Below are 11,593 nucleotides of genomic sequence, written 5' to 3' on the forward strand. Positions count from 1 at the left end.
ATTTTCACATTTTATTAAGTACCGTTTAACATCAAAAAATAATTATTATGGCTGAAGTAATTGCACAAGAAAAGCAAGGAGGAAGCAAGCAAAGAAAAAAACCTATCCGAGTTGATATGACTCCAATGGTAGATTTGGGATTTTTATTAATCACATTCTTTATGTTTACCACAAATTTTACAAAACCCAATGTGATGGATTTGGGATTGCCTGCAAAGGATCCAAATCCTCACCCAATAGATATTCCTTACATTGATAACTTAAATCAGGTAACTTTTATCCTTGGAAAAGACAACCGTGTTTTCTATCATCAAAGTAATAAGGAAGAATTAAATAAAAACAATTTAAAGGAAACCAATTTTAGTGGAATTAATGTTTCTAAAATTATTTCTGAGGCTTACAATAAAGCTCCGAAAAAAGAAAATTTCACCATTATTATTGAACCGACAGACGATGCAAACTATAAAAATTTCGTAGATGTTCTGGACAATGTTGCTATTTCCAAAAAAGAACGATACGGAGTTACCGACATAAAACCTTGGGAAAAGAAAGTTTACGAAGAATTAACCAAATAAGATCAAAGGGCATTTTCAAAATGCTCTTTTTTTATTTACTTTTGAGTATAATTTTATTCGTTAATGAAAAATTTTTTAACCGCTTTAGCCATTACCGCTTTGCTTGTTTCTTGTTCTAAAAAAGAAGCAGCTCCTACGTCAAACAAAGTAGACAGCACAAAAATTGTTGATTCCATCAATGCTGCAAGAACTAAAATAAACGACAGCATCAAATCTAAAAATCATTTTAAAGATTTTAGCGGAACTCATAAATTCACCCATAACTCAATAAAAGGATCTGGATCTGTAGATTTCAAAAAAATTGACGGAGAAAGAGATCATTATGATGTTTCAGGAAACATTAAGTCAGGGAAAAATTCTTTAAAAATAAAAGGATTTATGGCGGTTGTTTCAGACAAACACATGAATTTTACAGGAGAAATTACCCAAAGTATTTCGGGAAACGATAACGGAAAACCTTATATGAGAAAAGGCACAAAAACCTTCATGTCTAAAGACGGCGGCAAAACGTACCGACTTCAGGATATGGTAAATGGTTCGGGATTTGTTGAGTATATTGATATCCATTATTAATTAAAAAATTATGCTAAACTTCGAGAGAAAAGGAAACGGAAAAGAAACGTTGGTTTCTGCTTCATGGCTTTATGGAAAACCTTTCCATCTGGAGCGATATGGAACCTCATCTTTCCGAAAATTTTTCATTGTTAAAAATAGATCTTCCCGGTCACGGAAAGTCGGAAATCATCGCGGAAGTTCAGACCATGGAATTGGTAGCAGAAGAAGTGAAAAAAGTGTTGGATCATCTAAAATTAGAAAAAATTCACTTGTTGGGACATTCGATGGGAGGGTATATTTCTTTAGGTTTTGCCGAAAAACATCCTGAATATCTGAAAAGTTTAACCTTATTTTTCTCCACCTATTTTCCCGATGATGCCGAAAAAAAAGCACAGCGTATAAAAAGCTACAGGATTATAAAAGATTCCTTCGCACATTACGCAAGAGCTGGAATTCCGAATCTTTTTAATCCAAACGAAAGAGATGTTCTGGAAGGAAAAATAGAAAAAGCACTGCAAGTTGCCCTTTCTACAAACAATTTAGGAGCTTTAGCTTCTGTAAAAGGCATGGTGGAAAGAACCGATAAAAAGCACGTTCTTGAGAACCTTGAAATAAAAGTTCTGGTTATTGCCGGAAAACATGACAACGCTGTGAAAACAGAATTACTCATCAAAGATCTTCCCGACAGAACCAATATCAAATCTTACATTCTCGATTGCGGACACAACGGACATTGGGAAAAACCGAGTATCTGCGCAGAAATCATCAACACAGAACTTCTTCATCATTTACCGAAAAATTTAGTTTTTTAATTGTATGAAGACAGCAATTCTCTCCATCTTATTACTTGCCATTTTCAGTTGTAAAAAAGAAAATACAGCTTCAAAGATTAGTCAAAAAGACTCCACGAAAGCTGTTTCTGAAATCATTAAAAAAGATTCTACAAAGATTTCTCAACAAAATAAAGAGGAAATATTCAATTTCTCGACCGAGCTTTGTGATAATAAAGGACATTTTGATTCCAATAAATATTCGAAGGAAGAAATTGAGGGCACTTATAAACTTTGGTTTCAAATGAGTGGCTTATTGCTGAGTACGCCTTCTGTTTTTAATTTAAATAGTTTACAAAAAGTACGAGCCGAAAAAGAAGAAATCTTAGCTCAGCTTGATAAAGATTTTGCCCTTCAAAAAAAGGAATTGGAGAATTTAACCGTGGTAAAAGATCCTTATTGGGAAGATATAAAAGCTCAAAAATTACAGGAACTTATTGAAGCATATGAATTTAGTAAGACTGAAATTCTGGCTTTTTCAGATCCATCCATTCTGGTTAATCATAAACTGTCTAAAAATTGCGAAAATTTCGCAAAAGCTTTAAACTCAGACGAAACTCAAATGATTGAAGAATGGAGAAAGCTTCGTGAAGAAATGAGCAAAAGAAACGGGGATCCGAAAAGAATTATGAACGAATTTGAAGAACGTTCTCATTCACCAAACAAAAAAGATTACGCTACTATCGATTTAATTACTTTCGGTTGGGGAAACTGTGCCAATGAAGGCATTAAACAAACCCTGCATGACGAAAAAATGTACAAAAAATTCAATGCTCTGTTCATAAAAATAGATTCTGAATGTGACGAGCCTTAATTGCTTTATAAAAATTCTCGTATCTTAGTAAAGACTAAAATTATCAATGGGGCTATTCTCTTTTAACAAAAAGAAACCGATCATCGGCTTGACACTTTCGGGCGGAGGAATGCGCGGAATCGCTCACATTGCGGTTTTGAAAGCTTTGGAAGAATACAATCTGAAACCTGATATTATTTCGGGAACCAGCGCTGGATCAATCGTTGGAGCATTTTATTCTTTCGGAAAATCTCCCGACGAAATGATGGAAATCGTAAAGCACACCACCTTTTTTTCAAGATCATATTTAAAACTTTCCAAAAACGGGATTTTTAGTTCAAAGTTTATTTTAAAATTACTTACCGATTATTTTCCTGAAGACGACTTTAAAATATTAAAAATTCCTGTATATGTCGCTGCCACAGAAATGACCCACGGAATTGTTGATTTCTTTTCTGAAGGTGAGCTTTTCAGACCGTTATTAGCTTCTTCAAGCGTTCCTTTTATTCTTCCGCCGGTAAAAATGGGTGAGAAAATTTATGTGGATGGCGGAGTGTTGGATAATTTACCGATCGAACCGATTGCTGATAAATGTGATTTTCTAATTGCTTCGCACGTCAACTCCATCAGTTATGACAGTCTGGAAAAGATGAGCTTAATGAAAGAATTTGACAGGATTTTACATTTAGCCATCGCAAAATCGGTGTATTCTAAAGCAAAATCTTGCGACATATTTCTGGATCCTCCGAAAATGACGAAATTCAGTTTATTTAATAAAAAATCTCTGGATATTATGTTTCAGGAAGTGTACGAATATACTTGTAAAGAACTGGAAGAAAAGGGATATTTTAAAGTTTGAGTGTTTGAGTGTTTGAGTGTTTGAGTGTTTGAGTGTTTGAGTGTTCAAAATTAAATATAAAGTTTGTCATTTTGTAGGAATCTCTGCAAAGATATTTTCCTGCAATTTATCAATAACGCTTAGATTCCACGCTACACTTCGTTTCGCTCTGAATGACAAAAATGGTGTAAATTTCTAACCCAGACTTTATACTTTACAAATAATTTGATCATCTCATCAAATTACAAACTCTCCTCTCCTTCTATTCTTTTTTTGAAGGTTTCAATTGTTTCGGGCAAAGATTCATTAGATTTTCCACCGGCTGCATTAATGTGTCCTCCTCCACTGAAATATTTTCTTGAGAATTGGTTAACATCCATATCATCTTTACTTCTGAAAGAAATTTTAATGAAATCTTCATATAAATCTTCCATGAAAAATGCCGCCATTTTTACACCTAAAATACTTAGTCCGTAATTTACAAAACCTTCTGTATCTCCTTTCTGGAAGCCATATTCTTTAAGTTCGTTTCTCGTAAGATACAACATGGCTACTTTTCCGTCTTTTACCACCTCGATTCTTCCTAAAATCAAAGCCAGCAAATGAAGACGGGAAACCGTATTCGTGTCCCAAGTATTTGAAGTGATCATGGCAGGATCTGCTCCATTTTCAATTAAATGAGCAATAATTCTATGCGTGGTCGCACTTGTAGAACGGAAACGGAAACCTCCTGTATCCGTCATGATTCCCGTGTAAAGACATTCTGCAATATCTCTGTTTACCAACTTTTCGTCGCCCATCGCTTCGATGAAATGATAAATCATCTGACATGTTGCAGGAATGATCGTATCAGAATACACATAATCAAACGGTTCCGGCTGTTGATGATGATCGATAAGGATTTTTTTTCCTCTGGCTTTCGTCAACCAGTCTCCCAACAAACCGATTCTTGACGGAGAATTAAAATCAAGACAGAAAATAACATCCGCTTCATTGATGAGATCAAAAGCAACTTTTCTTTTGTATTCTGCAATCAATGCTTTTTTTGCTTCAGGCATCCATTTCAGAAACTTCGGGAAATCGTTGGGTACAATTACCTCAGCAAAGATTCCTTTTGCCTTTAAATAATGCTTCAAACCAAGACTCGAACCAATAGCATCACCATCCGGATTATAGTGTGTAAGAATTACAATTTTATTTTCCGGGGTAAGTAAAGTCTTGATTTCTGAAAGTTCTGCTTGTGTAAACATCATTATGTTTATTTTTTTCTTTAATTTTGGGTCTCCAAAGATAGAGCTTTTAAATAAATCATTAATATTATTTTTGATGACAGAGAAATTCGTTTAGCAATCGGGTTTTATGAATCGGTTATAAATAACGAAAGCAAAAAATATTAAAAAAAGATCTGTAATATTTGTATCTTATAAAAAAATCTATATCTTTGCAACCTGAAAAATATAATAGATAATTACGCTTTAAACATATAGTAATGAGTAAAAGAACATTCCAGCCATCAGAAAGAAAAAGAAGAAACAAACACGGTTTCAGAGAAAGAATGTCTACGCCAAATGGAAGAAGAGTTTTGGCTGCGAGAAGAGCTAAAGGCAGAAAGAGTTTAACTGTAAGTGCTGCGCGCGCTAAGAGATAATCTTTTTATTATCATATACAAATCATGCTTGGAAAGTAGTTTTTCAAGCATTTTTTGTTGTTAAAATTTACTAAAATTTACCTTCCTTAAAGTTCTTTTTACTATTTTTAAAAGTTGAAAATATTTTTTAGAAATAGTACTTTAAAATTGAATTATGCCACATACAAATATCTCCGGAGATAATATCATAAGTTTGCAACACGCCAAGATTGCGCAAAAAAACTTCACGGTTCTTTCTGATGTGAATCTTAATATCAAAAAAGGAAGATTCTGCTATCTTATCGGAAAAACGGGTTCAGGAAAAAGTTCACTTTTAAAGACTTTGTACGGACACATTCCTTTAGCAGCAGGACACGGAGCTGTTGTAGGTTTCGATCTTGAGAAAATGAGAGCTTCCGACGTTCCCAACTTAAGAAGAAAATTAGGAATCGTTTTCCAGGATTTCCAATTGCTTTCTGACAGAACGGTGGAGAAAAACTTAATATTCGTTCTTGAAGCTACAGGCTGGAACGATAAAGTAAAAATAGAAGACCGCATCAACGAAGTTCTTGGAAGCGTAAACATGAAGAGCAAAAAGCACAAAATGCCTCATGAACTTTCTGGAGGTGAACAACAGCGTATTGCAATTGCAAGAGCTCTTCTGAATCATCCTGATCTTATTTTAGCGGATGAGCCGACAGGAAATCTTGACCCTGAAACTTCTAATGAAATCATGACATTATTAAAGCAGGTTGCCCTTGAAAACGGAGCGGCTGTAGTAATGGCAACACACGATTATCACATGATCCAGAATTTCCCGGGTGAAGCGATCAGATGTGAGGATGGGAAGGTTTCTGTGCTTGATACAGCAGAATTATTTGAATAAAATTTAACCATTAAGAAATATTTATTCTTAAATACTTCTTAACGGTTCAAAAATAAATTGTTTTCCACTAAAATTTATTTACCGAAAACATGAAACTCTTTGGTGAGTTCAAGATATTGGTCCGAGTATTGTCTCGGACTTTTTTCTATGATAAATTCTGATTCTTCTAATACTTTTTCAGTTAAAGAAAATTCAAGAATCAGTCTTTTTATTTTTGAATTTCCGATTCCTTTGATATCAATTTTCCGAATTAAAAACAGTTGATTCTCTTTACAAATCTCGATAAAACCACCACCTACTTCAACAGGAATTATCACAGAAAAAATTCCATTTTCAGAAAGCAATGTTGAAGATTTTGAAATGAGCTGACTGAAATTTAACTCTACCGTTTGTCGTGCAATTTTATCTTTTTCAGAATCCGAAGCTTCAAAATATGGCGGATTTGAAACAATTAAATCAAATTTTTCTTCTGTTTTAAAAGTTTTAAAATCCTGTAAACTATTTTTTAATCTTGATGTAAAAGGAGAATTTTCAAAATTGAATTGGGTGAGATTTACTGCATCCTCATTAATATCAATTCCTAAAAATTCCGCATTTGGATTTCTTTGAGCCAACATTAATGAAATCAGACCTGTTCCCGTCCCTACTTCCAGCACTTTGGAAGCATTCGTTATATTAGTTAAAGCGCCCAGTAAAACACCGTCTGTTCCCACACGGAAGACGTTTTTTGACTGTTGAATTTCGAATTGTTTAAATTTAAATGGTTTCACTATAAATTGGTCGGCAAAGTAATGGTGAATGTCGAACCTTTTCCGACTTCAGATTTTACGGTAATCTCGCCTTTGTAATCTTCGATCATTTTTCTTACCATTGATAAACCAAGTCCCATTCCGCTATTTTTGGAAGTGAAATTGGGTTCAAAAATCCTTTCGTATATACTTTCTTCAATTCCGATCCCATTATCCTGAACGGAAATCATCACTCTTCTTTGGTGCTGCTCTACATCAACATTAATAATGAGTTTTCGCTCTTCACTTTCTGCCTGTCTTGCGTTGGTAACAAGGTTTGTGATAATTCTGGACAGATAAATTCGATCCATATTAATCATAATATTCCCTTTGTTGGAATGCATGAAAATACTGTCGTCATTGAAAACACGAAGAATATCTTCCACTTCTGTATTCAGATTAATGACTTCATTATTTTTTTCGGGAAGCTTTGCAAATTCTGAGAAAGCAGATGCAACAGTCGCAATTAAATCGATCTGATCAACCATTGTTTTACTCATTTGCTTCACTCTTTCTCTGATATTCGGATCTTCGGGATCAAACTTTCTTTCGAAATTCTGAATGGTCAATTTCATCGGTGTTAAAGGATTTTTCACCTCATGCGCCACCTGTTTTGCCATTTCCCGCCACGCTTCTTCCGAAGCTTTGAAACGAAGTCTTTCTTTCTGATCCTGAATCTGAAGAATCATTCTGTTATAAGCTCTTGCCAAAGCATTCAGCTCATCGTTTTTGTAGTATCTGATCGGACGCATCTCGTTCTCAAACAAGGTGATACGAGTAATCATATCAGAAAATTTAGTAATATTTTTTGCCAGACTATTAGACATGATCCAGCTGAACCAAATACTGAATATAATAAGGAAAATATCAACTAAAATAATGTATTTTACATACGTATTAAGAACAACAAAATAGGCAGATTCGTCGTGATAAAGAGGAATATACACAATGGCAATCGGCTCCAGATCATTATTCTTTAAAAGTAAATAGGATGAAGTAAGTACGGCATCTTTAGACGCATCATATCCTTTAATATCGAATCTCGTATTGGTAGCCAGAATTTTGTTAACAATATTAATAGGAACTTTTTTCTGCTCCACCAGACTTTCTTCTTTATTGGAAATCAGATAATTTCCTTTAAGATCATATAAAACAACATCGTGTCGGTTGATATCGGCAATTTCGAAAATTTTATTCTCCAAAACCTGCTTCAGATCACGGGTTTCCACACGCGTCCTGCTTACTGCATAATCCAGATATCGTATGACGGCTCCGGTTTTATCCTGCATATCGATCTCACTCTGCTGTACAGAGTTTTCCTTCAGCACAAAAAAAGGAACCAGCGAAGAAGCAACCACACTTAAAAGACATACCAATAAGAACCCGAAAAATACGCGGTTTCTTAAGCTATATCCTTTGTACATATTAATTGACATTCTGTTTATTAATTAACTTAGCAATATACTTACCAATAATATCAAATTCTAAATTAACTTTATCTCCAGATTTTAAATGTTTCATATTTGTAAATTCCCAAGTGTAAGGAATAATTGCCACAGAAAACTGAGTATCCTCGCTCTTTGCAACTGTTAAGCTAATTCCGTTTACCGTAATCGAACCTTGAGGAACCGTTACAAAACTTCCGTTATCTTCATATTTAATGGTAATAAAATAACTTCCGTCTTTATTTTCAATTCTTACAACTTCACCGGTCTTATCAACATGCCCCTGAACAATGTGTCCGTCTAGTCTTCCATCCATTTTCATGCAACGTTCAAGATTCACGACAGAACCTACTTCCCATTTTCCAAGGTTGGTTTTTTCCAGTGTTTCGTTGATGGCCGTGACAACATATTGATGGCCTTCAATTTTCACAACCGTTAAACAACAGCCGTTGTGCGCCAAACTTTGATCTATTTTTAATTCATTCGTAAAAGGACATGTAAGAGTAAAATCAATATTACTTCCGTTCGTTTCTATTTTCTCAATAACTCCAACTGCTTCAATTATTCCTGTGAACATATTATTTTTTGCTAAATTTGTAAATTATAATGTTCAAAGATAATCAAAATGAGCCCAAAAAACCATAAAGTACGAGTAGGAATTTCAATCGGAGATTTCAACGGCATAGGTCCCGAAATCATCATGAAATCCCTTGCAGACAAAACCATTACGGATTTTTTCACGCCAGTAATTTTTGGTTCGGGGAAATTATTTACCTATCAGAAAAATATTTTTAAGCTTAATGTAAACTTCAATTATATTAATGAAGCTTCACAGGCACAGCCGGGAAAACTGAATATGGTGAACCTTGTGAAAGAAAATTCTATTGTAGAATTGGGAACACCAACGGAAGAATCTACAAAAATGGCGATTGATTCCTTAGAAGCTGCAACCGAAGCTTTACTGAAAGGAGAGATCGACGTTTTGGTAACCGCACCGATCAATAAAGACGAAATGGTGAAAATGGGCTTCAAACATCCAGGTCACACAGGATATTTTGAAGAAAAATTCAATAAAAAAGGATTGATGTTTTTGGTAACAGATGATCTTAAAGTTGCTGTTTCCACTCATCATATTCCAATTGCTCAGGTTGCTGAGAATATTTCTAAAGAGAAAATAAAAAAGCAGATCAGAGTTTTAAATCAGACTTTAATTGAAGATTTTAATATTTCGCGACCGAAAATTGCAGTTTTAGGACTCAATCCACATTCCGGAGACGGCGGTGTGATCGGAAATGAAGAAATTGAGATCATTTCTCCGGCAATCAAAGAACTTTCAGACAACGGAATTCTTGCTTTCGGGCCTTTTCCTGCCGACAGTTTTTTCCAGCCGAGCAAATACAAAAGTTTTGATGCGGTCTTAGCAATGTACCACGATCAGGGATTAGCTCCGTTTAAAACTTTGGCGTATGAAGAAGGCGTAAATTATACAGCCGGACTTCCTTTCATCAGAACCTCTCCTGACCACGGAGTTGCCTACGATATTGCAGGAAAAAACATTGCCGATGAGCAGAGTTTTACAGAAGCCATATTCACTGCTATTAAGATTTTTAAAAACAGAAGTGAATATAACGATTTGATGAGCAATAGAATGCAGCCACGAAAAATGGTGGTAGACAACGGAATCGATGAAGATCTACCGGATGAAACTGATGCATAAATCTTTAATAGAGATTTTAAATTAATTTGTTGGAAATTTTATTTGTTATTATAAAAAAATTGCATATTTTTGCACACTCATTTTATGGACAAGTTAAGAAACTACGATGTAAGCTTTTCGGGACTAAAAACCGGAAAACACGAGTTCAGGTTTGAGATAGATAAAGAGTTCTTTCAATTATTTGACACTGAACAGGAATTTACAAATCCTAAAATAGCAGTAGACGTTTCATTAGACAAACACTCTACTTTTTTAGAATTTGAGATAAAAGTAAATGGGATGGTAGAATTGGTTTGTGACATCACAACAGAAAATTTTGATCATCCTATTGAGAATGAAATTAAAGTTTTGGTGAAATTTGGAGAAGAATATGACGACAGCGAAGAAGATGTCATCACAATTCCTATCAGCGATCACGCTTTCAATGTAGCGCAGCTGATCTACGAAACAGTAGCTCTATCTATCCCAATGAAAAAGGTATCACCTCATATAAATGATGAAGATCTGCAGATTCTTGAGAAATTCAGTCCAAAAGAAATTGAGGAAGAAGAACATGAAAGTGACCCAAGATGGGAAGCACTTAAAAAATTAAAAGATAAAAATTAAAATAATTGATGAGATGATGAATCTCATCGCTCATCAAATTAAAAAGTTATTCAAAAATGGCACATCCAAAGAGAAGACAGTCGTCAACAAGAAGAGATAAGAGAAGAACTCACTATAAAGCTGTAGTTCCTCAATTGGCTAAAGATGCAACAACAGGAGAGCTTCACCTATACCACAGAGCTCACTGGCATGAAGGGAAATTATACTACAGAGGAAAAGTAGTATTGGAAAAAGAAGTAGCAACTACTGAAGAAAACTAAGAGTCGCTTTTCATTGAAAAACACTCGTTTTTATACAAAAACCGCCCGATTTTTATAAAATTTGGCGGTTTTTTGTTGTTTTTTACGTTTTTTTGGTATCTTTGAAGCAAAATCAAATATCAAATTTATGGACATTAAAGACATCCAAAATCTTATCAAGTTTGTATCTAAGGCTGAAGTTTCTGAAGTGAAGTACAAAACTAAAGATTTCGAAATCACTATTAAAACTCCATTAGCTGGAAGCGACGCAGTATATGCTCAACCTGCAGTTTACCACACTGCACCACAACAAATGGCTGCTCCCGCACAAGCTCCGGCTGCTGCATCTGCACCTGTTGAGAAAACTGAAGCTGCATCTGATGACAGCAAATATATCACGATTAAATCTCCAATGATCGGTACTTTTTACAGAAAACCATCTCCAGATAAAGAGGTATTCGTAAACGTAGGTGACGAAGTTTCTGTAGGGAAAGTGGTTTGTGTAATTGAAGCAATGAAATTATTCAACCAGATTGATTCTGAAGTAAGCGGAAAAATCGTTAAAATTTTAGTTGACGATGCTACTCCTGTAGAATATGACCAACCTTTATTCTTAGTAGATCCATCTTAAATTATGAGTAATGGGTAATGAGCAATGAGCAATTATTACTTCATTTTAATTCATAATTCATAA

The 11,593-nt window shown here is 34.6% G+C and carries 14 protein-coding genes and 1 pseudogene; 11 read left to right on the top strand and 4 right to left on the bottom strand.

Features of this window, described 5'->3' with window-relative positions; genetic code table 11:
• The first annotated feature begins 47 nt into the window (after window positions 1-47).
• From J3D55_RS21665 to J3D55_RS21685, 5 genes and pseudogenes are all read left to right on the top strand, one after another.
• Window positions 48-575 carry a biopolymer transporter ExbD gene (locus J3D55_RS21665; RefSeq protein ID WP_259134778.1) on the top strand — a complete coding sequence of 176 codons (528 nt, stop codon included), beginning with the start codon at window positions 48-50 and terminating at the stop codon, window positions 573-575.
• A 63-nt stretch (window positions 576-638) separates the two neighbouring features.
• A complete protein-coding gene (locus J3D55_RS21670; protein ID WP_259134780.1) occupies window positions 639-1,148 on the top strand; it encodes a hypothetical protein in 510 nt (169 codons plus the stop codon).
• Window positions 1,149-1,158: 10 nt separating this feature from the next.
• Window positions 1,159-1,942, top strand: a pseudogene (locus J3D55_RS21675) (alpha/beta fold hydrolase).
• A gap of 4 nt (window positions 1,943-1,946) precedes the next feature.
• Window positions 1,947-2,774, top strand: coding sequence for a hypothetical protein (locus J3D55_RS21680; RefSeq protein WP_259134782.1), 828 nt, complete (start codon window positions 1,947-1,949; stop codon window positions 2,772-2,774).
• A gap of 46 nt (window positions 2,775-2,820) precedes the next feature.
• Window positions 2,821-3,612 (top strand): patatin-like phospholipase family protein, encoded by a 792-nt coding sequence (locus J3D55_RS21685; protein ID WP_259134785.1) that lies wholly within the window; start codon window positions 2,821-2,823, stop codon window positions 3,610-3,612.
• A 221-nt stretch (window positions 3,613-3,833) separates the two neighbouring features.
• On the opposite strand, the gene J3D55_RS21690 is transcribed toward J3D55_RS21685, so the two are convergent.
• Complete coding sequence (locus tag J3D55_RS21690; RefSeq protein WP_259135216.1) at window positions 3,834-4,841, bottom strand: DHH family phosphoesterase; 1,008 nt, start codon at window positions 4,839-4,841, stop codon at window positions 3,834-3,836.
• A 239-nt stretch (window positions 4,842-5,080) separates the two neighbouring features.
• Between J3D55_RS21690 and rpmH the strand changes: the two genes are divergently transcribed.
• A complete protein-coding gene (gene rpmH / locus J3D55_RS21695; protein ID WP_039365072.1) occupies window positions 5,081-5,239 on the top strand; it encodes a 50S ribosomal protein L34 in 159 nt (52 codons plus the stop codon).
• Window positions 5,240-5,393: 154 nt separating this feature from the next.
• A complete protein-coding gene (locus J3D55_RS21700; protein ID WP_259134787.1) occupies window positions 5,394-6,104 on the top strand; it encodes a cell division ATP-binding protein FtsE in 711 nt (236 codons plus the stop codon).
• A 74-nt stretch (window positions 6,105-6,178) separates the two neighbouring features.
• Here the strand turns inward: J3D55_RS21700 and J3D55_RS21705 are convergent, their stop codons facing one another.
• Genes J3D55_RS21705 through J3D55_RS21715 form a run of 3 tightly spaced genes read right to left on the bottom strand, consistent with a single transcriptional unit; the run spans window position 6,179 to window position 8,914 of the window.
• A complete protein-coding gene (locus J3D55_RS21705) occupies window positions 6,179-6,874 on the bottom strand; it encodes a tRNA1(Val) (adenine(37)-N6)-methyltransferase (protein ID WP_259134789.1) in 696 nt (231 codons plus the stop codon).
• Complete coding sequence (locus J3D55_RS21710) at window positions 6,874-8,328, bottom strand: sensor histidine kinase (RefSeq protein ID WP_259134791.1); 1,455 nt, start codon at window positions 8,326-8,328, stop codon at window positions 6,874-6,876. The genes J3D55_RS21705 and J3D55_RS21710 overlap by 1 nt, the downstream gene beginning before the upstream one ends.
• The gene (locus J3D55_RS21715; RefSeq protein ID WP_259134793.1) at window positions 8,318-8,914 is read right to left on the bottom strand and encodes a riboflavin synthase; all 597 of its coding nucleotides are present in this window, start codon (window positions 8,912-8,914) and stop codon (window positions 8,318-8,320) included. The genes J3D55_RS21710 and J3D55_RS21715 overlap by 11 nt, the downstream gene beginning before the upstream one ends.
• Window positions 8,915-8,962: 48 nt before the next feature.
• Between J3D55_RS21715 and pdxA the strand changes: the two genes are divergently transcribed.
• The 4 genes from pdxA (at window position 8,963) to accB (ending at window position 11,530) form a co-directional block, all read left to right on the top strand.
• Window positions 8,963-10,054 (top strand): 4-hydroxythreonine-4-phosphate dehydrogenase PdxA, encoded by a 1,092-nt coding sequence (gene pdxA / locus J3D55_RS21720; RefSeq protein WP_259134794.1) that lies wholly within the window; start codon window positions 8,963-8,965, stop codon window positions 10,052-10,054.
• 84 nt (window positions 10,055-10,138) lie between these two features.
• Window positions 10,139-10,660 carry a YceD family protein gene (locus J3D55_RS21725; RefSeq protein ID WP_259134796.1) on the top strand — a complete coding sequence of 174 codons (522 nt, stop codon included), beginning with the start codon at window positions 10,139-10,141 and terminating at the stop codon, window positions 10,658-10,660.
• A gap of 56 nt (window positions 10,661-10,716) precedes the next feature.
• A complete protein-coding gene (gene rpmF / locus J3D55_RS21730; RefSeq protein ID WP_007843326.1) occupies window positions 10,717-10,920 on the top strand; it encodes a 50S ribosomal protein L32 in 204 nt (67 codons plus the stop codon).
• A 127-nt stretch (window positions 10,921-11,047) separates the two neighbouring features.
• Window positions 11,048-11,530: an acetyl-CoA carboxylase biotin carboxyl carrier protein gene (gene accB / locus J3D55_RS21735; protein ID WP_259134798.1), complete on the top strand. Its 483-nt coding sequence runs from the start codon at window positions 11,048-11,050 to the stop codon at window positions 11,528-11,530.
• Window positions 11,531-11,593: the final 63 nt, after the last annotated feature.

This window comes from Chryseobacterium ginsenosidimutans (assembly GCF_024807225.1).
Taxonomy (GTDB): domain Bacteria; phylum Bacteroidota; class Bacteroidia; order Flavobacteriales; family Weeksellaceae; genus Chryseobacterium; species Chryseobacterium ginsenosidimutans.

Excerpts from the sequence above, each read along its gene's own strand:
- J3D55_RS21665 (WP_259134778.1), top strand. The coding sequence starts at position 48 with ATGGCTGAAGTAATTGCACAAGAAAAGCAAGGAGGAAGCAAGCAAAGA.
- J3D55_RS21670 (WP_259134780.1), top strand. The coding sequence starts at position 639 with ATGAAAAATTTTTTAACCGCTTTAGCCATTACCGCTTTGCTTGTTTCT.
- J3D55_RS21680 (WP_259134782.1), top strand. The coding sequence starts at position 1,947 with ATGAAGACAGCAATTCTCTCCATCTTATTACTTGCCATTTTCAGTTGT.
- J3D55_RS21685 (WP_259134785.1), top strand. The coding sequence starts at position 2,821 with ATGGGGCTATTCTCTTTTAACAAAAAGAAACCGATCATCGGCTTGACA.
- J3D55_RS21690 (WP_259135216.1), bottom strand. The coding sequence starts at position 4,841 with ATGTTTACACAAGCAGAACTTTCAGAAATCAAGACTTTACTTACCCCG.
- rpmH (WP_039365072.1), top strand. The coding sequence starts at position 5,081 with ATGAGTAAAAGAACATTCCAGCCATCAGAAAGAAAAAGAAGAAACAAA.
- J3D55_RS21700 (WP_259134787.1), top strand. The coding sequence starts at position 5,394 with ATGCCACATACAAATATCTCCGGAGATAATATCATAAGTTTGCAACAC.
- J3D55_RS21710 (WP_259134791.1), bottom strand. The coding sequence starts at position 8,328 with ATGTCAATTAATATGTACAAAGGATATAGCTTAAGAAACCGCGTATTT.
- J3D55_RS21715 (WP_259134793.1), bottom strand. The coding sequence starts at position 8,914 with ATGTTCACAGGAATAATTGAAGCAGTTGGAGTTATTGAGAAAATAGAA.
- pdxA (WP_259134794.1), top strand. The coding sequence starts at position 8,963 with ATGAGCCCAAAAAACCATAAAGTACGAGTAGGAATTTCAATCGGAGAT.
- J3D55_RS21725 (WP_259134796.1), top strand. The coding sequence starts at position 10,139 with ATGGACAAGTTAAGAAACTACGATGTAAGCTTTTCGGGACTAAAAACC.
- rpmF (WP_007843326.1), top strand. The coding sequence starts at position 10,717 with ATGGCACATCCAAAGAGAAGACAGTCGTCAACAAGAAGAGATAAGAGA.
- accB (WP_259134798.1), top strand. The coding sequence starts at position 11,048 with ATGGACATTAAAGACATCCAAAATCTTATCAAGTTTGTATCTAAGGCT.